17 protein-coding genes are annotated in these 20,883 nt (G+C 67.4%); 9 read left to right on the top strand and 8 right to left on the bottom strand.

Features of this window, described 5'->3' with window-relative positions:
• Positions 1–8: 8 nt before the first annotated feature.
• Positions 9–872 carry a class I SAM-dependent methyltransferase gene (locus NUW87_RS04210; RefSeq protein WP_239219036.1) on the top strand — a complete coding sequence of 288 codons (864 nt, stop codon included), beginning with the start codon at positions 9–11 and terminating at the stop codon, positions 870–872.
• Between the two features lie 3 nt (positions 873–875).
• On the opposite strand, the gene NUW87_RS04205 is transcribed toward NUW87_RS04210, so the two are convergent.
• Both NUW87_RS04205 and glgA read right to left on the bottom strand, forming a co-directional pair.
• Positions 876–2,276 carry a GH32 C-terminal domain-containing protein gene (locus NUW87_RS04205; protein WP_269027328.1) on the bottom strand — a complete coding sequence of 467 codons (1,401 nt, stop codon included), beginning with the start codon at positions 2,274–2,276 and terminating at the stop codon, positions 876–878.
• Complete coding sequence (gene glgA / locus NUW87_RS04200) at positions 2,273–3,430, bottom strand: glycogen synthase (protein WP_269027326.1); 1,158 nt, start codon at positions 3,428–3,430, stop codon at positions 2,273–2,275. The genes NUW87_RS04205 and glgA overlap by 4 nt, the downstream gene beginning before the upstream one ends.
• 67 nt (positions 3,431–3,497) lie before the next feature.
• Here glgA and glgC point away from each other — a divergent pair, with 67 nt between their 5' ends.
• Entirely contained in the window at positions 3,498–4,715 is a 1,218-nt protein-coding gene (gene glgC, locus NUW87_RS04195; RefSeq protein WP_269027325.1) for a glucose-1-phosphate adenylyltransferase, read from the top strand.
• Here glgC and NUW87_RS04190 read toward each other — a convergent pair.
• Complete coding sequence (locus tag NUW87_RS04190; protein WP_377734287.1) at positions 4,712–5,386, bottom strand: O-methyltransferase; 675 nt, start codon at positions 5,384–5,386, stop codon at positions 4,712–4,714. The genes glgC and NUW87_RS04190 overlap by 4 nt on opposite strands.
• Before the next feature lie 76 nt (positions 5,387–5,462).
• Here NUW87_RS04190 and sigE point away from each other — a divergent pair, with 76 nt between their 5' ends.
• From sigE to tatB, 3 genes are read left to right on the top strand one after another with little or no spacing between them, the layout of a single operon-like run.
• A complete protein-coding gene (gene sigE / locus NUW87_RS04185; protein ID WP_269027323.1) occupies positions 5,463–6,056 on the top strand; it encodes an RNA polymerase sigma factor SigE in 594 nt (197 codons plus the stop codon).
• Between the two features lie 21 nt (positions 6,057–6,077).
• The gene (locus tag NUW87_RS11645) at positions 6,078–6,437 is read left to right on the top strand and encodes an anti-sigma factor family protein (RefSeq protein WP_272508652.1); all 360 of its coding nucleotides are present in this window, start codon (positions 6,078–6,080) and stop codon (positions 6,435–6,437) included.
• A gap of 10 nt (positions 6,438–6,447) precedes the next feature.
• Entirely contained in the window at positions 6,448–6,864 is a 417-nt protein-coding gene (gene tatB / locus NUW87_RS04175) for a Sec-independent protein translocase protein TatB (RefSeq protein WP_239219026.1), read from the top strand.
• On the opposite strand, the gene NUW87_RS04170 is transcribed toward tatB, so the two are convergent.
• On the bottom strand, positions 6,857–7,993 hold the full coding sequence (locus tag NUW87_RS04170) for an Mrp/NBP35 family ATP-binding protein (RefSeq protein ID WP_269027321.1): 1,137 nt from the start codon (positions 7,991–7,993) through the stop codon (positions 6,857–6,859). The two genes, tatB and NUW87_RS04170, sit on opposite strands and share 8 nt — an antisense overlap.
• Positions 7,994–8,045: 52 nt before the next feature.
• On the opposite strand from NUW87_RS04170, the gene NUW87_RS04165 reads away from it, so the two are divergent.
• Both NUW87_RS04165 and NUW87_RS04160 read left to right on the top strand, forming a co-directional pair.
• The gene (locus tag NUW87_RS04165; protein ID WP_239219022.1) at positions 8,046–8,567 is read left to right on the top strand and encodes a YflT domain-containing protein; all 522 of its coding nucleotides are present in this window, start codon (positions 8,046–8,048) and stop codon (positions 8,565–8,567) included.
• Positions 8,560–9,285 (top strand): hypothetical protein, encoded by a 726-nt coding sequence (locus tag NUW87_RS04160; RefSeq protein ID WP_239219020.1) that lies wholly within the window; start codon positions 8,560–8,562, stop codon positions 9,283–9,285. Before NUW87_RS04165 ends, NUW87_RS04160 begins: the two co-directional genes overlap by 8 nt.
• Before the next feature lie 87 nt (positions 9,286–9,372).
• Here the strand turns inward: NUW87_RS04160 and NUW87_RS04155 are convergent, their stop codons facing one another.
• The 3 genes from NUW87_RS04155 to NUW87_RS04145 form a co-directional block, all read right to left on the bottom strand.
• Positions 9,373–13,107, bottom strand: coding sequence for a multifunctional oxoglutarate decarboxylase/oxoglutarate dehydrogenase thiamine pyrophosphate-binding subunit/dihydrolipoyllysine-residue succinyltransferase subunit (locus NUW87_RS04155; RefSeq protein WP_269027319.1), 3,735 nt, complete (start codon positions 13,105–13,107; stop codon positions 9,373–9,375).
• Between the two features lie 123 nt (positions 13,108–13,230).
• Entirely contained in the window at positions 13,231–16,839 is a 3,609-nt protein-coding gene (locus tag NUW87_RS04150) for an ABC transporter ATP-binding protein (protein ID WP_344849766.1), read from the bottom strand.
• The gene (locus NUW87_RS04145) at positions 16,835–17,728 is read right to left on the bottom strand and encodes a hypothetical protein (RefSeq protein WP_269027318.1); all 894 of its coding nucleotides are present in this window, start codon (positions 17,726–17,728) and stop codon (positions 16,835–16,837) included. The genes NUW87_RS04150 and NUW87_RS04145 overlap by 5 nt, the downstream gene beginning before the upstream one ends.
• An 81-nt stretch (positions 17,729–17,809) precedes the next feature.
• Between NUW87_RS04145 and NUW87_RS04140 the strand changes: the two genes are divergently transcribed.
• Together NUW87_RS04140 and NUW87_RS04135 are read left to right on the top strand one after the other, a co-directional pair.
• Positions 17,810–19,393, top strand: a complete 1,584-nt coding sequence (locus tag NUW87_RS04140; RefSeq protein ID WP_269027317.1) for a carboxylesterase/lipase family protein — start codon at positions 17,810–17,812, stop codon at positions 19,391–19,393.
• A gap of 103 nt (positions 19,394–19,496) precedes the next feature.
• Positions 19,497–20,354: a hypothetical protein gene (locus NUW87_RS04135; protein ID WP_269027316.1), complete on the top strand. Its 858-nt coding sequence runs from the start codon at positions 19,497–19,499 to the stop codon at positions 20,352–20,354.
• On the opposite strand, the gene NUW87_RS04130 is transcribed toward NUW87_RS04135, so the two are convergent.
• Positions 20,351–20,875 (bottom strand): hypothetical protein, encoded by a 525-nt coding sequence (locus tag NUW87_RS04130; protein WP_269027315.1) that lies wholly within the window; start codon positions 20,873–20,875, stop codon positions 20,351–20,353. The two genes, NUW87_RS04135 and NUW87_RS04130, sit on opposite strands and share 4 nt — an antisense overlap.
• Between the last annotated feature and the right edge of the window lie 8 nt (positions 20,876–20,883).

The following is a 20,883-nucleotide window of genomic DNA, read 5'->3' as shown; positions in this document are numbered from 1 at the left end:
ATCGCCACATGCTCAACGACATTGTGGACGTGCTCGCCGACCCGGCAGACCTCACCCCGCTTCGGGGCGAAGACGATTTTTCCCGTCTCGTCTCCGAATCGGGGCATTCTTATGACGTGGCCAAGCAGGGCTACGTCACCCTCGCCGCCGGCAAGGGCATCGGGCACGAGGGTGACTCGCTGGAGATGGTCAACTCCCGCGAGACGTTTTTGTCCAACGGCCACTTCGCCCCGTTCGTGGAGGCTGTCTCCGACGCGCTCGCCGATGTTGTGGAGCGCGCCGCCGGCGACACCGAACACCCGGTGATCATGGAGGCCGGCGCCGGCACCGGCTACTACCTGGCCCACACCCTGGACCTGATCGCGGGCGCGCGCGGCGTCGGCCTGGATGTGTCCGTGCCGGCCGCGAAGCACCTGGCCAAGGCCCACCCGCGCGTGGGCGCTGTGGTGGCGGACGTGTGGGAGCAGCTGCCGATCCGCACCGGCTCCGTCCACGCGCTCGCCGTCGTGTTCGCGCCGCGCAACCCGGCCGAGTTCGCGCGCGTGCTTGTGGACGGTGGCGAGGCCGTCATGCTCGTCGCCGACCAGGGCCACCTGGATGAGCTGCGCGAGCCGCTGGGCATCCTCGGCGTCGAAGAAGGCAAGGTCGAGCGCCTCATCGCTCAGTCCGAGGGGCACTTGGTCCCGGCGGCGGATCCTGAGCTCATCGAGTTTCCAATGCTGCTGGAGCGCGACGCCATCGCCGCCCAGGTGGGCATGAGCCCGTCGGCGCGCCACCTGGATCGCGACACGCTTCAGGCCCGCCTGGCGGAGCTGCCGGAGCAGATGCGGGTCACCGCCCGTGCGCAGCTGATCCGCATGCGCAAAGCCTAAGCGTTAGCGCACGTAGCCGCGGCGCCACTCGGAGTGGATTTCCGCGCCGTTGTAGGCGCGGGTGCGGATGCCGGAGCAGCCGCCGTTGAGCCACACGCGCGAGGACATGACCACGCTGCCGCCGCCGGCGTAGACCTCGATGGTGGAGCCGTCGACGATGACGGTGATGTTGTCCTCGTCGTCGTCGTGGAGCTCGGCGCTGGCGGGGGAGCCGTCCTTGCGGTCGAGGACGATCTGGTCGCCGGAGTGGGTGATCTCTACGCCCGGTTCACCGTCGCCGTCGAGCACCTCCACGACGACGGAGGCTCCCGGCGCGACCTCGCAGAGCCCGGCCCACATGCGGGCGCGGTCGGTGCTGTCCACCGCGTCCGGAAGCCCCGGGGCGGGCACCTGGTAGAGGCGGCCGCCCTGCAGGGTGATGCGGCGCGGCAGGGTCAGGGCGTTGGCCCAGCCTTCGGCGTCCCAGTTGGGCTCTTGGGTGGGGTCGCCGGCGCGGTCGGTGTTGGTCATGAACCCGTAGAGGTAGGCGCGTTCGTACAGTTTCGCCGTTTCTGCCAGGTTGTAGGTGGTGTTGCGGGGGCGGGTGAAGTCGTGGCCGTGGTCGACGATGGTGAACGGTGTGTCCACGCGGAAGGTGTGGCCGCGCAGCTCGCCGACGGCGTAGACGGCGGTGTCTTTGCCGTCGCGCTCGAGGGTGACAAACAAAACGTCGCGGATCTGGCCGTCCACTTCGTCGCGCAGGCGCACGATGCGCGGGGCGACCAAGGAGGTGTCGAGGTCGAAGCCGGTGTCGCCTTCGAATTCGAGGACGCCTTCGAGCTTCCAGTCGCGGCCGTCATCGGAGGTGAGCACGACTGGCTTCGGCGCGGTTTCGGGGCCGGAGACGGCGAGCATGAGCCAGCCGTCGTGGGCGTCGTCGCGGTCGGTGTCGGCGTCCCAGTCGGGCACGACGCAGGGGGAGCGGAAGTTGCTCACGCCGGCGACGTCTTCGACCACGGCGCCGAGGCGGGCTGCGGCGCCGGAGACATCGAGGTCGGCGTCGTCGTCGAGGTCGGAGCACAGCTCGTCGACGTGGGGGACGTGCGCGACCTGGATGGTGTTGCCGGCGGCGGTGGCGGAGGTGAAGTACAGGTCCACCCCGTCGCCGGCGGCGGAGACACTGCCGGCGCGAACGGCGATTTCGCCGCCGACGGGCACGATGACGTCGTTGCAGTCGATCCAGCTAAACGCGTCTTCTGCGCTTTGCTGGTGGCCCCAGCGGCTTGGCGCGTCGGGGGTGGGGCGGTACTGGTAGAACATGTTCCACATGCGCTCGGCTGCCTTGCCGGTGCGGTAGATGCCAGCGGGGCCTTCGAGGATGCCGCGCTCGGCGGTGACGTGCAGTTCCGGACGGTAAACGGTCATCTGTTCAGCCCCTTGTAAATCTCTACGGTTTCTTGCGCAATGGTCGCCCAGGAAAAGTCGGTTTTGGCCCGCGTGAGCCCGGCCGCGCCCAGGGCGGCGGCGCGCTCGGCATCGCCTGCGACGGCGTTGACGGCTTCGGCCAAGGCGGCTTCGAAGCCCGCGGTGTCGGTGGCATCGTAGTCCACCAGCACGCCGGTTTCGCCGTCGACGACAACTTCCGGGATGCCGCCGACGCGCGAGGCTACCACGGCGGTCTCGCACGCCATCGCCTCGAGGTTGACAATGCCCAGGGGCTCGTAGATGGACGGGCAGACGAACACGTCTGCCAGCGAGTACACCTCGCGCACCTTTTCCGGCGGCATCATTTCCTGGATCCAGAACACGCCGTCGCGCGACGCCTTCAGCTTTTCGACGAGCCCTTCGGTCTCCGCCGCAATCTCCTTGGTGTCCGGGGCCCCAGCGCACAGGATGAGCTGGATGTCCTCGTCGAAGGATTGGGCGGCCTTGAGCAGGTGGGCCACGCCCTTTTGGCGTGTGATGCGGCCGACGAAGGCCACAACCGGCTTGTCCGGATCCACACCCAGCTCTTCGGCGATGGTGCCGGAGTCGGGGTACCACTTCTCCGGGTCGATGCCGTTGAGGACGGTGTGGACTTTAGTGTCGTAGATACGCGGGTAGGCGCGCAGAACCGCCTCCTTCATGCCAGCGGAGACCGCGATGACCGCATCGGCGTACTCGAAGGCGTTCTTCTCCGACCAGGAGGAAACGTTGTAGCCGCCGCCGAGTTGCTCGCGCTTCCACGGGCGGTCCGGCTCCAGGGAGTGGGCGGTGACCACGTGGGGGATTTCGTGCAGCTGGCCGGCCAGGTGCCCGCCGAGCCCCGCGTACCAGGTGTGGGAGTGCACCACGTCGAGCCCGGCGGCGGCGTCGGCCATGCGCAGGCCGGTGGACAGTGTTTTCATCGCCCCGTTGGCCTCCGCCAACGCGGGGTCGACGCCGTGCACGTAGACGCCTGCTGCGTCGCGCGGCGCGCCCATGCAATGCACGTCCACCTCGACGATGTCGCGCATGAAGCGCGTCAGCTCGGTGACGTGGACGCCGGCGCCGCCGTAGACCTCCGGTGGGTATTCGCGGGTGAACATTCCGACTTTCATGACCGCCGAGCCTACTTACCCGCGCGATTCCCTGCAGGGACCTGGATTTCTCATTAGCCTTGGAAGTATGAAAAGCCAGCCTCGGGTTCTCGCCATCGTCCTCGCCGGCGGTGAGGGCAAGCGTCTGTTTCCGTTGACCGCCGATCGTGCCAAGCCCGCCGTGCCGTTCGGCGGCAACTACCGTCTCATCGATTTTGTCCTGTCCAACCTGGTCAACGCGGGGTACATGCGTATCGCGGTGCTGACCCAGTACAAGTCGCACTCGCTGGACCGCCACGTTGCCACCGCGTGGAACGTCTCCGGCCCGACGCAGCAGTACATCGCCTCCGTGCCGGCGCAGCAGCGCCGCGGCAAGCGCTGGTATTCGGGCTCGGCGGACGCGATCGTGCAGTCGCTGAACTTGATCTACGACGACGCGCCGGACTACGTGCTGGTCTTCGGCGCGGACCACGTCTACCGCATGGACCCTTCGCAGATGGTGGAGGACCACATCGCCTCGGGCAAGGCCGCGACGGTGGCGGGCATCCGCGTGCCGCGCTCGGAAGCGCACGCGTTCGGCTGCATCCAGGCGGCAGACGACGGCACCATCACCGAGTTTTTGGAGAAGCCGTCGGACCCGCCGGGCACCCCCGACGACCCGGAGACCACGTTCGCGTCCATGGGCAACTACTGCTTCTCCACCGAGGCGCTGATCCAGGCGCTGTTGGAGGACGAGCAGAATGAGGATTCCGCCCACGACATGGGCGGCGACATCATCCCGTACTTCGTGGCCCAGGGCGAGGCGAACGTCTACGACTTCTCCCGCAACGAGGTCCCGGGCGCAACGGAGCGCGACCGAGGCTACTGGCGCGACGTGGGCACCGTGGACTCGTTCTACGAAGCCCACATGGACCTGATCTCCTCGCACCCGGTGTTTAACCTCTACAACAAGGCGTGGCCCATTCACGCCACGGATGAGGACAACCTGCCGCCGGCGAAGTTCGTCATGGGCGGCATCGCGCAGGAGTCCATCGTGGCGTCCGGCTCCATCATCTCGGGCGCGACGGTGCGCAACTCTGTGCTGTCTACCGACGTCCGCGTCGAGGAAGGCGCCACCGTGGAAGGCTCAGTGCTGATGCCGGGCGTGCGCGTGGGCAAGGGTGCGGTGGTGCGCCACTGCATCCTGGACAAAAACGTCTACGTCTCCGACGGGGAGATCATCGGGGTGGACTCCGAGCGTGACCGCGAGCGCTTCAACGTCTCCGACAGCGGCGTGGTGTGCGTGGGCAAAAACGAGGTGATTTAGCGCCGCTTGGTCAGAAGCGTCAGCCCGCCGTCGAGAGGCAGGCGCGCAATGGCGGCCTCTTCGAGCGCCAGCGTATCGACGAAAGCGTCCGCCTCCCTCGCCGCCTCAGTTTCGCGGTCGCGGCGGGTGGGGTCGGCCACGGTGCCGTCGAGAAGCGAGCCCGCGATGACGAGCGTGCCGCCGGGGGCGAGCAGGGGCCACGCGGCGTCGATGAGCGGGCGCAGCTCCACGGCCGAGACGTCGGCGTAGATGAGCTGGTAGGCGCCCGTTGCCAGCCGGCCCATCACATCGAGCGGGCGGGAGGTGAGGAAACGCACGCGCGACGGCGCGAAGCCCGCGGCGCGGAACGCCTCCTTGGCGCCTGCCTGCAGTGCCGCCTCCGGTTCGATGCAGGTCAGGGTGGCCTTCTCGCGCAGACCGGCGAGGATGTGCAGGCCCGCAACCCCCGCGGCCGGGGTCACCGCGACCGCGCCCTGGGCGGCCTCGTTGCCCGCCGCCAGCACGGACAGCAAATCGCCCACGATCTGGCTGGGAACCGGCACGCCGTTTTCCCCGGCGTCCTCGCGGGCGCGGGCGAGTGCTTCGCCCACCGCCTCCGGCAGGTGGTCCCGGCGGGAGTCGATGTAGGTGCTCAGTTGGGTAAACGCTGTCTCACTCACACCGGCAATCATAGCGGGGCGCATGTGCTCAGGGAGCTCACAGCAGGCGTGCTGGCATCTGGGAGGTTGATCTGCCAAACTACTTGCCATGACCACTGAGGAAAACCAGCTGTCCGGCACTGCCGCGTTCGACGCGGGCGAGGGGGCCATGCCCACCTGGTCGGAGCTGGTGCAGGAACACGCCGACAGCGTGTACCGCCTTGCCTACCGCCTGTCCGGCAACCAACACGACGCGGAAGACCTGACGCAGGAGACCTTCATGCGCGTGTTCCGGAGCCTGAAGAACTACCAGCCGGGCACCTTCGAGGGGTGGCTGCACCGCATCACCACCAACTTGTTTTTGGACATGGTGCGCCGCCGCGCGAAGATCCGCATGGAGGCGCTGCCGGAGGACTACGAGCGCGTGCCGGGCACCGACATGACGCCGGAGGAGGCCTACAACGTGGCCAACCTGGACCCGGCGCTGCAGCGCGCGCTGGATGATTTGGCGCCGGACTTCCGCGTCGCCGTCGTGCTTTGCGACGTCATGGGCATGACCTACGAGGAAATCGGCGACACCCTCGGCGTGAAGATGGGCACCGTGCGCTCGCGCATCCACCGCGGGCGCGCGCAGCTGCGCGAGTCGCTGGAGGCGCAGGCGCTTGACGACGCACACGCGAAGGAGCTCATCCGCACCCGCTAACCAAGCGACGTGATGATGTCCATGGCCAAACGCGAATTCAACTCCACCGACCACCTGAACCCGGAAGCGGTCGCCGCCTTCGTGGACGGCGAACTGTCTGATTCAGCGTTCCGCCGCGCCGCCCGCCACCTGACCGACTGCGACGAGTGCAGCGCCGAGGTCGACGCCCAGCGCCGCGCCGCGAACCGGCTGCGAGTGGTGGACAACTCGTGCGTGCACGCCCCGGCGTCGCTGGTGGAGCGCTTGGCCGGGATGAGCGCCGGGGACCTCGACAGGGTGGGCGAGGCGCCGGGCCCTCGCGGCCGGGTCAGGGACCTAGGCGCCAACCTCAGCTCCGCGCTGCAGTCGGCTTTGAGCGCGCTGAAGCGCCGCGGGGAGTAGGGTGTTGTAGGTGTTTTCCAACATCGGCTGGGGCGAGATTTTCTTCATCCTGATCATCGGGCTCATCGTGATCGGGCCCGAACGCCTGCCCGCCGTCGTGGAGGATGTGCGCGCGGCGATCTACGCCGCGAAGAAGGCCATCAACAACGCCAAGGCCGAGCTCAACGGGGAGCTGGAGGGCTTCGAGGAGTTTAAAAAGCCGATCAACACCGTGTCCCAGTACGCGTCGATGGGCCCGCGCCGCGCGATGGCGAAGGTGTTGTTCGAGGACGAGGCCGTGGACCCACGCGAGGCGAAACCCGAGCCCACCCGCTCGGGCCCGCGCCCCGCGGCGCAGGAGCCGCCGCGCCCGGAGCAGCCTGCACAGCCGGATCAGGCGGAGCGGCCGTCGAAAGGCAGGAGCTTCTCCTGGGAGGACGTTATTTAACCTGCGGGTTGAGGCTCTTACCGGCGAGGGATTCGCGGCGCACCTTCAACTGATCCGCGACCGCCTGGATGGCCTTGGCGGCGGGGGAGTCCGGCTCGGAGATGACGACGGGGGTGCCGGTGTCGCCGTGCTCGCGAAGCTGCGGATCCAGGGGGATGGAGCCGAGCAGCTTCACGTCGGAGTCCGTCAGCTGCGTTAGACGCTCGGCGACTTGCTCGCCGCCGCCCTCGCCGAAGATGTTCATCACGGTGCCGTCGGGCATGGTCATGCCTGCCATGTTCTCGATCACGCCGGCGATCTTCTGGTCCGTCTGCTGCGCGATCGTGCCGGCGCGCTCCGCCACCTCCGCCGCGGCGGCCTGCGGGGTGGTCACGATGAGCAACTCCGCGTTCGGCACCAGCTGCGCCACCGTGATGGCCACGTCGCCGGTTCCGGGCGGCAGGTCCATGAACAACACGTCCAGATCGCCCCAGTACACGTCGGCCAAAAACTGCTGGATCGCGCGGGTGAGCATTGGCCCGCGCCACACGATCGGCGCGTTGCCTTCCACGAACTGGCCCACGGAGATGTGGCGCACGCCGTGGGCAATCGGCGGCATGATCATCTCGTCGACCACAGTGGGGCCCTTGTCGTTCGAGCCCATCAGCCCGGGCACGGAGTGGCCATAGATGTCCGCGTCCACCACGCCGACGCTCAATCCCTGCGCGGCGAGGGCGGTGGCCAGGTTCACGGTCATGGAGGACTTGCCCACGCCGCCCTTGCCGGAGGCGACGGCGTAGATGCGGGTGCGCGTGTCCGGGTCCGCGAACGGGATCGCAGGCCCGGTCTGCTCGCCGCGCAGCTTCAACGCGAGCGCGCGGCGTTGCTCGTCGCTCATGGTGTGCAGCGTGACGGAGACGTCGCCGACGCCGTCGAGTTCTTCTAACACCGCGCGCGTGTTGCCCTCAATGGTGTCGCGCATGGGGCAGCCGGCGATGGTCAGGTAGATGCCCACGGCCACGTCCGCGCCGGTAATGCGCACGGATTCCACCATGCCCAGCTCGGTGATGGGCTTGCCAATCTCGGGGTCCTCCACGCGCTCGAGTGCCGCGAGGACGTCCTGCTCTGTGATTTTTTGTTCAGTAGCCATGTTGCCCTGCAGTATAACGGTGCCCCGCAGGCGAGCGGATACACTGGTGGGCATGACAAATCCCATGAGCAACTCTTCCCGTGTGCCCGCGCGCGAGGTTCCAACGGGCTGGCCTGTCGGCAGCTTTAAAACCTACGCGGAGGCGCAGGAGGCGGTGGATTCGCTATCTGACAAGGAGTTCCCGGTGGAGAAGCTGTCCATCGTGGGCGTGGATCTCATGCAGGTGGAGAAGATCACGGGCCGTTTGACCTGGGGCAAGGTGCTGGGCACCGGCGCGCTTTCCGGCCTGTGGATGGGCCTGTTCATCGGCCTGATCCTTTCGGTGTTCACCGAGCCGGGCTCGGGGTGGGTGACGTTTACCACCACGCTGGTCATCGGCGCGATCTTCGGCGTGATTTTCGCGGCGGTGGCCTACGCGTTCACGGGCGGCAAACGGGACTTCTCCTCGGCGACGACGATCGTGGCGGGCCGCTACGACGTGCTCTGCGAGCCGGATGCCGCCCCGCAGGCGCGCGACCTCATCGCGGGCCAGCTGCCTATCGACGACACGTCGCACCCCAACCCCGATGCATAAGCGCTACCGCGCCGCGGCGGCGCTTTCCGTGTGCGCTCTGGCGGTCTCCGGGGCGTTGTCCGGATGTTCTGCGCTTGGTCAGAAGAGCACGAGCAAGGAACCGATCGCGATCGGCATCGACGCCGAGGACCCGGAGCAGCGCGTCCTGGGCGAGATTTACAGCCGCGTGCTGCAGCAGCTGGGTAGGCCCACCAGCGTGACCGCGGCCGATTTCTCCGCTGGCGACACGCTGCGGGTGATCAAGGAAACCCCGGTGGACTTCGTGGTGACATGCACCGGCCGCCTCGTCGAAGAAACCGACGTGGAGGCCGCCAAGCGCCTGAAGACGGAGGCGAAGGACGCACCGGCCGGGTTCTCGGACGTGGTCTACGACCAAGCCATCGCTGGCCTGCCCAGCACCCTGCGGACCGTGGACCCCTCGCCGGCGCAAAGCTGCGGCCGCTCGGGCGATTTGCCGCAGAACATCATCCCGCTATTCGACAAGTCCGGCTTCGACCGCGGCGAGATCAACCGCCTGAACTTCATCACCCGCGTCATCTCCACCAAGTCGCTGGAGGAGATGGTCGAAGACATCGAGGGCGGCGCCGACGTCCAGGACACGCTGGCGGCGTGGATGATGGAAAACGCCCACATCAACATCTACGACGACGAGCTGCCAGAGGCGGACGAGGACGGGGCAGCGGCGGGCGATTCCGCAGACAGCGCCGGCGCGCGCTAGAAAGACCCCAGATACGAGGAAGGGCCCCGGGATACCCCGGGGCCCTAACGCTTGTGGGGGAGCACCGGTGGCGCTCCCGTCGTCAAGCTACTTTGCAAATGCCTCCTCGAGCAGCTGCTTCTCCTCCTGCTGGTGCACCTTGGCCACACCGGTTGCGGTGGTGGACTGGGCGCGGCGGGACACGCGGACCATCTCCGGCATGTCCGGGATCAGGGTGCGCAGGTGCTCGTTGTAGAACGGCCATGCGCCCTGGTTTGCCGGCTCGTCCTGAACCCAGCGGATCTCCTTGGCGTTCGGGTAGTTCTTGAACGCGTCCGCGAGGCGGTTGAACGGGATCGGGTGGAGCATCTCAACGCGGATGATCGCGATGTCGTCGCGGCCGTCCTTCTCCTTCTTCTTGGCCAGCTCCCAGTAGATCTTGCCGGAGCACAGCATGATCGTGGTGACCTTGTCGGTGTCGCCGACGACCTTGTTGCCGCGCTCGACGAAGTTCGGGTCGTCGATGACGGACTGGAAGCGGTCCACCTCGATGAAGTCAGCCGGCTGCGAGACAGCCGCCTTGTTGCGCAGCATCGACTTCGGGGTGAAGACAACCAACGGGCGCTTCATCTCGCCGAGAGCCTGGCGGCGCAGCAGGTGGAAGTGGTTTGCCGGGGTGGACGGCTGGGCAATGGTCATCGAACCTTCTGCCACGAGCTGCAGGTAGCGCTCAATGCGGGCCGAGGAGTGGTCCGGGCCCTGACCCTCGTAGCCGTGCGGCAGCAGCGTGATCAGCGAGGACAGCTCGCCCCACTTGGTCTCGGAGGAGGACAGGTACTCGTCGATGATGGTCTGTGCGCCGTTGGCGAAGTCGCCGAACTGCGCCTCCCAAGCCACCACGGCGTCCTTGTTGCCCAGGGTGTAGCCGTACTCGAAGCCCATGCCCGCGTACTCGGTCAGGGCGGAGTTGAACACCTGGAAGTGACCGCCGTTGTCGGCCTCTTGCGCGTTGTGGTCCAGCGGGTTGTACGGCTCGGCGTTATCCGGGTTGTACAGCACCGCGTGGCGCTGGGTGAAGGTGCCGCGCTGGGAGTCCTCGCCTGCGAGGCGGACAAACTTGCCCTGCTCCGCCAGGGAACCGAAGGCGAGCAGCTCGCCCCAGCCCCAGTCGATGTCGCCGTCGGTGAACGAGCCGCCGCGCTTCTTCAGCACGGACTTCAGGCGCTTGTTCGGCGTGAAGTCCTCCGGCAGGTTCGCGAACGCGTCGGCGAGGCGCTTGAACTGGTCCTCGGAGATGTTCGTGTCCAGGCCGCGGGTGAGCTCCTGCGACTCGGTGATGCCGGTCTGCTCGCTCGGCTGGCCCTTCTCCGCCTTGACGTCGGAGAAGACGGAATCCAGCTGGTCGTGGAAGTCCTGCGCTGCCTTCTCGGCGTCTTCCTCGGTGATGTCGCCGCGGCCGATGAGGTCCTGGGTGTAGCGGGTGCGCACCGACGGGTGCGACTGGATGCGGTCGTACATGACCGGCTGGGTCACCGTCGGGTCGTCGGCCTCGTTGTGGCCGCGCAGGCGGTAGCAGATCAGGTCGATGAAGACATCCTTGCCAAACTCGCGGCGGTACTCGGTGGCCAGCTGGGCAACCCAGGCGGCGGCCTCCGGGTCGTCGCCGTTGACGTGGAACACCGGGCAGTCGAAGCCCTTGGCCAGGTCGGTGGCGTAGTAGGAGGAACGGCCGGAGTCCGGGGTGGTGGTGAAGCCGATCTGGTTGTTCACCACGATGTGGATGGTGCCGCCGACGGTGTAGCCCGGCAGGCGGGACAGGTTCAGCGTCTCCTGAACGATGCCCAGGCCGGTGAAGGAAGCGTCGCCGTGCAGCATCAGCGGCACGACCGGGTGGTCCTCGCGGCCCTTGGCAAACTTGATCTGGTCTTCCTTGGCGCGTGCCATGCCCACCAGGACCGGGTCCACGGCCTCGAGGTGGGACGGGTTGGCGGCCAGGGATACCTTGATCTCGCCGTCGCCGAACATCTGGATGTGCTCGCCCTCGAAGCCGAGGTGGTACTTCACGTCGCCGGAGCCGCCCTGCTGGGCTGCACGCACGTTGCCCTCAAACTCGTTGAAGATGGTGGCGACCGGCTTGCCCACGATGTTGAACAGCACATTCAGGCGGCCGCGGTGCGGCATGCCGACGACGACCTCTTCCAGGCCCTGGCCAGCCGCGGTGTCGATGATGGCGTCCATCAGCGGGATCAGGGTCTCGGCGCCCTCGAGGGAGAAGCGCTTCTGGCCGAGGTACTTGGTCTGCAGGAAGTTCTCGAACGCCTCGGCGGCGTTGAGCTTCTGCAGGATGTACTTCTGCTCGGGGCCGGTCGGCTTGGGCATGCCGGCCTCGACGCGGTCGCGCAGCCACTCGCGCTCGTCGCGGTCCATGATGTGGGAGTACTCGGTGCCCACCTTCAGGGTGTAGGCGGCGCGCAGGCGGGTCATGACCTCGCGCAGGGTCATCTGCTCCTTGCCGCCGAAGCCGCCGACGTGGAAGACGCGGTCCAGGTCCCACAGGGTCAGGCCGTGGGTCTCCATCAGCAGGTCGCGGGAGTCCGGCTTGGGCAGGCCCGGCTGGTGCCAGTGCAGCGGGTTGGTGTCGGCGATGAGGTGGCCGCGGGAGCGGTACGCCTCGATCAGCTGCATGACGCGGGTGTCCTTGTTGATGCCGGTGTTCGGCTCGTCCTGTGCCCAGCGCAGCGGCGCGAACGGGATGTGCAGGGAGCGGAAGATCTCGTCCCAGAACTTGTCGTCGATGAGCAGCTGGGAGATGTCGCGCAGGAACTCGCCGGATTCCGCGCCCTGGATGACGCGGTGGTCGTAGGTGGAGGTCAGGGTGACCAGCTTGCCCACGCCGAGCTCGGCGAGGCGGTCCTCGGAAGCGCCGGCGAACTCTGCCGGGTAGTCCATTGCGCCGACGCCGACGATGGTGCCCTGGCCCTTGGTCAGGCGCGGGATGGAGTGGCGGGTGCCGATGCCGCCCGGGTTGGTCAGCTGGATGGTCACGCCGGAGAAGTCGTCCATGGTGAGCTTGCCGTCGCGGGCGCGGGCGACGATGTCCTCGTACGCGTCGACGAACTCGTTGAAGGACTTGGTCTCGCACTCCTTGATGGCGGCGACGACCAGGGAGCGGGAGCCGTTCTTGCCCGGCAGGTCGATGGCCAGGCCGAGGTTGATGTGCTCCGGCTGCACTGCGAAGGACTTGTTGCCGTCCTCCTTGTAGTTCTTGTTCATGTCCGGGTGCAGCTTGGTGGCCAGGACGATGGCGTAGCCCAGGATGTGGGTGAAGGAGACCTTGCCGCCGCGGGTGCGCTTGAGGTGGTCGTTGATCAGCGCGCGGTTTTCAAACATGAGCTTGACCGGCATGTCGCGCACGGTGGTCGCGGTCGGCACCTCGAGCGACTCGTTCATGTTCTTGGCAATGGCCTTGAAAGCGCCCTTGAGCTGGAACTCGCCGGGCTCGGCTTCGATCTGGTTGACCTTGTCCAGCGGGGAAGCCTTCGCTGCGGCGGCGGGGCGCTTCGGCTTCGCTGCCACCTTGGCGGCTGCCTCGTCCACCTTGGTCTCGCGGCCGTCCTGGCTCGGGGCACCGGTGGAGCGTGCGACCTTCGGGTCGGTCTTCGAGGTGCTTGCGCTCTCATCGGAAGGGGTGACGCTGGGGGTGCCCTTCGCGGTCTTCGGAGCGCCCTTGTTCTCGAAGAGTTCGCGCCATTCGGCGTCCATCGAGTTCGGGTCGTCCTTGTACTGCTGGAACATCTCGTCAACCAGCCAGCTGTTCTGGCCGAACGTGTTTTCGCTGCTCACGGCAGGTTCTCGCCTTCCTTCTGGGTTGTGTTCGCGGAACGTTTCTTTGACTGTAATCGTCGGCGCTGGTAGAGCGCTAACTTGGGTTGTTCCTCTCCACGGGGGCCTTGTGTTTCACCCCCGTTATCGGTTAACAGCCCACATATGGGCATATCTTCCGCCTGCGGAGATGAGGTCCTCGTGGCAGCCGTCTTCAATGATACGTCCTTCATCAATCACGAGTATTCGGTCGGCGCGAGCGGCGGTGGCGAGCCGGTGCGCGACGACGACGGACGTGCGGCCATCCATCGCGCGATCGGACGCGTCGAGGACGGCGCGTTCGGTGGCGGGGTCGAGGGTGGCGGTGGCTTCGTCTAAAAGCAGCACCGCGGGCGTGAGCATCTCGGCGCGGGCGAGCGCGATGATTTGGCGCTGCCCGGAACTTAGGCCCCGGCCGCGTTCGCCGACCCGCGCGTTGAAGCCTCCGGGGATGGTGCCGATCACGCCGAGCGCGCCGATGCGCTCCACCGCGCCCTGCACTTCAGCGTCCGTGGCGTCGGCGGTGCCGTAGGCGATGTTGTCCGCGACGGTGCCGGGGAAGAGGTAGGACTCCTGCGGCACCTGCGCCAGCGCGCGCCGCCAATCCGCGAGCGGAAACTCGGCGATGTTCGTCCCCGAGGCACGCACGACACCGTCCACTGGGTCGTAGAAGCGGGCAAGCAGCTTGACGACGGTCGACTTGCCCGCGCCCGTCGGCCCAACCAACGCCACCGTGGAGCCGGGGGAGAGGGCAAGCTCCATGCCGTCGATGACGGGCTCTGAGTCCGGCGAGTAGCCGAAGGTGACGTCGTTAAGCGAAAGCTCCCCGGACGCCGCTGTGTGCGCACCGGGGCGGGTGCCCGTGTCGGGGACGGTGGTGCGCTCGGCGAGCAGTTCGCGGATGCGGTCGAAGCTGACGGTGGCTTGCTGCCAGGAGTCGAAGATTTGTCCCAGCTGCTGGATGGGGCCGTAGAGCTGGCTTAGGTACATGGTGAACGCGACGAGCACGCCGACCGACAGCGTGCCGTCCGCGATGCGGGTGGCGCCGACGCCGATGATCACCGCGGTCATGACCTGGGAGACGAACTGCATGCCCGGGAAGTACAGGCCCACCAGGCGCACAGAGTTCATGCGGATGCGGCGGTAGGTGTCACTCAGCTGCGTAAAACGCGACTCGAAGTGGTCTTGGGTGAGGTGGGTCTGGGTGACCCGGATGCCGCCGATGAGCTCGGCGAACTCGCCGTTGACCGCGGAGATCTGCGCGCGCGAGGCGGCGTAGAAGCGCTTGGAGAAGTGCCTGAAACCCCAGGTGGCCAGCGCGATCACCGGCACCGCGGCGAAGGCGACCAGGGCGAGCTGGCCGTCGGTGGCCACCAGCATCACCGTCACGCCGGCAAGCGAGCCGACGGCGACAATCGCCTGCGCCAGACCGGTTTGCAGGAAGCTGGACAACGTGTCGATGTCGGTGGTCATGCGCGTCATGATCTTGCCGGACAGTCGCGACTCGAAAAAGCTTAAGCCCAGCTGCTGCAGGTGCGCGTAGGAGCGCAGGCGCAGGCCGTAGAGGAGGCGCTCGCCGGAGCGCGAGGACAGTACCGTCATCACGGTCATGGACGCCCACGCCACCGCCACCACGGCCAACGCGATCAGCCCGGTGCGGATTAGGCTTTCCTGGTCCGAGCCGGCAATGCCGCGGTCCACGGCGGCGCGCACGAGGGTGGGAAACGCCAGGTCCGCAAGCACGCCGACGACCAGCAGGGCCACGGTGCCGGCGATGAGCCAGCGCACCGCACGAAACAGCTCGCGCACGTGGAAGTCGCGGGACGGGGTGCGCAGCTGCTCCAGGCGCTCTTCACTTAAGTCCGGCTGCTCGGTGGCCTCCGGGAGTTTTTCCACCCGTGCGAGCAGCTCCGGGGTGGCGTTGACCGTGGACGCGCGCCCGGTGGTGGGCACGATCACGCGTTCGCGCTCCGGCTCGGCCGCCTCGGGCCACAGCTCGGCGTGCGTCGGGGCCGCCGGCAGCCGCGCCGGCGTGTCGGCGGACATGGTGGCCAGGTACTCCGGGCTCTGCACAACCTCGTCGCGGCGGCCAAGCTTGACGACGGCTCCGTGGTCGACCACCGCCACAAAATCCGCATGATCCACCGTGGACTGCCGGTGCGCGACGGTGAGCACCGCGACGTTTTTGAGCTCCTTGCGCAGGTTGGCCAGGATGCGGGACTCGGTGACCGCGTCGATGGCGCTGGTGGCGTCGTCGAGCACGAGCACTTCGGGTTTCGCCATAAGCGCACGCGCCAGGGCGATGCGTTGGCGCTGCCCGCCGGATAAGGTCAGGCCGCGCTCGCCGACTTCGGTGTCATAGCCGTCGGGTAGATGCTCGATGAACTCGTCTGCGCAGGCTAGGCGCGCTGCCTCGCGCACGGCGCCGTCCAATTCTGCGGGCGGAAGGTCGGCACCCATGGCGATGTTCTCGCGCACGGACGAGGAGAACAAGAACGCCTCGTCGAACACGCACAGGACTTTCTGGCGTAAGGCGGCGGGGGAGGCGGAGCCGTCGAGAAGCTCGACGCTTCCGGAATCCGGCCGGTAGAAGCCGCCGGCGAGCTGGACGGCCATGGTTTTGCCCGCCCCGGGCGGGCCGACGAGCGCGACCGTCTCGCCCGGGCGCACGGTGAGCGAAAAGCCGTTGAGCACCGGGTTACCGCCGGTGGTAAAGCGCACGTTGTCGAAGCGCAGGCCCGTGCCCACTACGGGGCCGCTGGTGGCTTCGGTGGCGGGGGCGAGCCCCAGCACGTCGTCGAGGCGGTCAAACGAGCTCATTCCCATCTGCAGCCGCACGTACTGGTTGGTCAGCATGGACAGCATCGACGTCATGGAGGTCAGGTACGTCGTAAACGCCACGAACTGGCCGATGGTGATCTGCCCGCGGATAGCCAGCATGCCGCCGGCGATGATAGTGACCACCAGCGCGACCTTGGGCAGCTGGGACAGGATCGGTTGGAAACGCGCCGTGAGCTTCGCCGCACGCATCTTCACCGCGTACAGGTGGCGGCCCAGCTGGTCCAGCCGGTCGATCTCGCGCTGCTCTTGGCCGAACGCTTTGACCACGCGCACGCCGGAGACGGTCTGCTCCACGTGCTCCGCCAGTTCCGCGGTGGCGTGCTGGTTGACCCACGTGGCGGCGTAGAGCGTTTTGCGCGAGCGGTTGGCCTCCCACAGGATCAGCGGCAACAACGCCAGGGACATCAGTGTCAGCGGGACGTCCATGTACAGCATCACCGCAAGCGTGAGCACGAGTTGCACGGTGCGGGTGAGCATCATGGCCAGGGTGTCTAACACCATCTGGTACATGTTCAGATCCGAGATGGAGCGCGAGACGATCTGCCCGGTGACAATCTTGTCTTGGCCAGGACCGTCGAGGCGGTGCAGGGTGCGCAGGATCTCGGTGCGCAGCCAGTGTTGTGAGCTGGACGCCAGCCGGCCCGCCGTCACGCGGCGGGTGAAACTTAAGCCGTAGGTGGCTGCGGCGACGGCGACCATCAACCACGCCGTGCGCGTCACCGATCCCTCCGCGTTGCCGGTCGCGATGTCCACCGCGTGGCCTGTCAATGCCGGCACCGCCGTTTGGAACACTGCGGCGAGCGCGGCCGCGATGAACGCGGCTGCCGCAGGCGCGCGGTTGGCGCGGAGGGATCTGGTGAGCAGGGGGTTAATTGTCGCTGCCGTCCTTCTTGTCGTCCTTCTCGTTCTTGTCGTCCTTGAACTGGCGCAGGACCCAGGCCGCGAACTCTTTCGGGTTCAGGCTCAGGCCCTTGCCGTCTTCGTCGTCGCCGTCGTTGTCCTTCTCCGGCAGCGGGTTGGCAAAACCGGCCGGCACGGCGCCGAGGCCGGACTGCACGTTGCCGATCACGCCGTCAGCGAGCTTGCGGTTGGCAGTGGTGCCGGCGATTGCGCCGATACCCAGCGGCATGAGTTTGCCCAGCCACGCACGCCGCAGCGTCTTGCGCATGGAGCGCATGGCGATGCGCTCCAGCACGTTGTTCGTGTTCGCCAGCGTCGGACCGGAGAACTTTGCCAGGGTGGACTTGCCGGGGATTTTGCCGGCGTCGTCGCCGAGCATGGCGTCCACAATCGCCAGCCCCTTCGTGCCCATCAGCAGCGAGAGCACGAGCGCGCGGCGGCGCTCCGGGTCGGAGACGTCTTCGCCGCGCAGATAGGCGGACGCGACGGCGTAGAACGCGGCCAGGTCTAAAAACAGCACGGATTCGCCCGCGACTGCGGCCGCGCCAGAGAACAGGCCGATGCCGGGCACGGCGGCTGCGGCGCCCACGCCAGCGCCGGTGCCGGTGACGGTGTTTTTCAGGTGCTTGTCCATCAGCTTCTGAATCTCTGCCGGCGTGGCGTCCGGGTTCTGGCGGCGCAGCCAGTCCACGTAGGTGCGGATGGTGGAGGTCTGCAGCTGCACCGCCTTATCCACCGCGCCGATAAAGGCCCGCCCCAGCGGGCCGGCGTCCTTTTCCAGCTGCGTCGGGTCCTCGCGCAGCGCCTCCTCGATCTCCTGGCGCACGGCCAGGTCCTCGGACTTCTTCTTGGTGCCAAACATTGTGTGTTCTTTCGTTAATGGTCTGATTTACGACGATCCAGCATAGTTGGACTTCGCGCACATCCGTCTACGCTTGAGGCCATGACTGCCGCCGAGCACCCTGTCGCAGACACCACCGCGGGCAAGGTCCGCGGAGTGGTGGACGAGCGCTCCGGCATGCGCACCTGGCGCGGCGTGCCGTTCGGCGCATCCACCGCGAGCACCGGCCGCTTCCGCGCGCCCCAACCCGCCGAAAAGTGGCACGGGCTTTACGACGCCTCCCGGTTCGCCCCGCCAGCCATGCAAGGCACGTTCGGATGGCGCGACGTGGTCATCGGCACCGAGGACTGCCTCACCCTCGACATCGTGCGCCCGGACACGGACGAAGAACTGCCGGTGGTGGTCTACTTCCACGGCGGCACCTTCGTCACCGGCGCAAGCCACGAAAAGGTGCTGCAGGGGCACTTGCTCGCAGACGCCACCAAGGTGGTGTACGTCTCCGTGAATTTCCGCCTCGGCGTGCTCGGCTACCTGGACTTCCGCTCGCTCGGCCACGACTGCGTGGCCACACCCGCGCTGCTGGACCAGATTCTGGCGCTGGAGTGGGTGCGCGCGAACATCGCCAACTTCGGCGGGGATGCGAACCGGGTGACCATCATGGGCGAATCCGCCGGAGGGGCGGCCGTGGTGCACCTCATGTGCGCCCCCGCCGCCCGCGGCCTGTTCCACGGAGCAGTGGCGCAGTCGCCGCCACCGGCCAGCGTGCACTCGCGCCTCCAGGCCGCCATGTGGGTGCGCGAACTCGTCACCCGGATGGGCCTGCCGCGCACCACCACACTGGCGGACGTGCGTGCCACCAGCGCGGAAGAACTCGTGCGGGCCGGGCAATCGATGCTGCTGAACTCCAAGGAGCTGGTGCAGCTCAACACCAGCTTCATGCCCACCGTGGACGGCGACACGCTCACCGCCCACCCCATCGACACCTTCGAGGCCGGCGAGCAGGCCGCCGTGCCGCTGATCATGGGCACGAACTCGGATGAAGCCAGCTTTGCCAAGGCCATCTACCAAACCACGAAGGCCCGCCAGCGCGCCGCGCGACGGGCGCTGGAGGCGTTCGACCCCGACAACGCCCAGGCGGTGCTGCGCGCCTACGGCTACGCGGGTGGGCGGGGTGATTACGCCGACCTCATCGCGGATGCGGTGTTCTGGGCGCCGACGGTGATTCTGGCGACGGCGCACCGTCGAAAAGCAAGCACCTGGATGTACCGCTTCGATTACGCCTCCGCGGCTATGCGCATGCTGGGGTTGGGCGCGATGCACACCTCGGACTTGGGTGCGGTGTTCGGCGAGCCGAACGCCACAAAGGCCTCGCGGTGGGACGTCTTCGGCGGATCCGAGGGGTTCGAGGAGGTCAGCCGCGTCATGCAGCACCACTGGGGCCAGTTTTTCCACACTGGCGCGCCGGGGGAGGAGTGGCCTGTGTACGGCTTCCGTTCCGACGACAGGCCGGGCCGCGCCACCGCCGTGTTCGACGCTGGCATGCACGTGGAGTGGGACCCGAAGGCGGTGCAGCGCAGGGCCTGGGAGAGCTTTGACATGCGCGAGTGGGGCACCCACCGCCAGGACCTGATGGATTCCGCGGCGTCCCTGTTGGGGGCTGCGCATCCGGCGTGGGGCGACGACTAGCGGCCAGGCGGCGAAGTCCCACGCATTTGCGGGCATTCGTGGCTAGGCTTGTGCGCGTTGCGGCAAGCCAGCCCGACGGCGCGACGTGGAAGGAACCACAGACATGAGCTTTTTCGAGGACATCGCAGCGGCGCTCGACCGCGAAGGCATCGAGTCCCGCGTGGGCGGGGACACCATGTTCGTGCCCATGACCGCAGCACTTGAGATCCAGTTCGTGGAAATTGACCCGCACTTGCCGGCCGCCAACGTTTACATCGCGGCCGCGGACGTGGACGAGGACGATGAGGATTTCGAGGCCGTGTTGGTGGCCGTGGTGTTCTCCGTGGAGGACGCCGTGGCCGCGGTTGCGGAGCACATGGCGACTGACCAGGTGATCACCGTGCTGCGCGACCTGCTTGAGGGCACCGACGAGCGCATCGGCGACCTGGAGTTTTTCCAGGACCACTTGAACCCGCAGCAGGTGCGCGCCGAGGTGGGCGACAATGCGGAGCTGCTAGTCACTATCGACACCGTCGACGGCACCCCGCACGCCAAGGTCACCTTCATCGCGCTTCCGGACGACTACGACGACGTACTCGACGACGCCGAAGGTGAGCTCTGGGAGTCCGACGGCGACGCGGAGCTGACGGAGGAGGACCGCGCCCGCCTCTTCGACGCCATCCACGACGAAGCGCTCATCGACGCAGAGCAGCTCGAGCTGGGCAGCTTCACGGACTTTGACCGGCTTTTCGACGTGCTTTCGCTCGCCGCCGACCAGGCCGAGGACTGGGAGTCGCAGCTTCTGCCCGTAGACGACGAGTACGACGAGCCTGAGGTCTACGACCTGTTCGGCCAGGACGACGAGGACGACACGGACGACGCAGACGATGTCGACTACGACGAAGACGACGAGAATGGCGCCGACGACGCAGATGATGAGGACGCCGACGAGGACGACGAGGACCCCAACCCTCGCCGTTAGGCCGCGCGAAGCCCCTCGAACATCGACGACGGCGACGCGATCGGCGTGAATGTCCCGTCGACGAGCCAGACGTAGTTCGCCGTGCGCGTCCCAGCCAGCTCGTGCACCGCGTGGGCGCAGTCGTCGGGGAGCAGCGCGCGCACCCACGCTTCGGCGAGCACGGTGTCAACCACGCTGCCGGTCGTGTCCGCAATGCGGACCTCAATCAGGTACGCCGGCACCTGGCTGCCTCCGTAGCCCTGTATCCGGGCCCGCGCCCGTGGGCCGACTCTGCGCCGGGTCACGGCCAATGTCAGCTGTGGCCCGTTGGCCACCCGCGGCAGTGTGAGCACCGGTGGGCGCCACGCGGCGGTGGGCCGGGACAGCGACCGCGGGTGGTGCATGACGGCTTGCGCGGACTCGATGATTTCCGGGTGGCGCTCGCGGATGACCTCGGCGAGGGATTCCGGGGTGGAGACGGAGGAGTGGGACATGTCGTTTCGGCTGACGCTTCGCAGCGGATTCTTCGTGGTGAACTTCATGGCGCACA

Source organism: Corynebacterium pilbarense (assembly GCF_026930265.1).
In the GTDB taxonomy this organism is placed as follows: Bacteria; Actinomycetota; Actinomycetes; order Mycobacteriales; family Mycobacteriaceae; genus Corynebacterium; species Corynebacterium pilbarense.
This window is presented reverse-complemented; position numbering and strand designations above follow the sequence as displayed.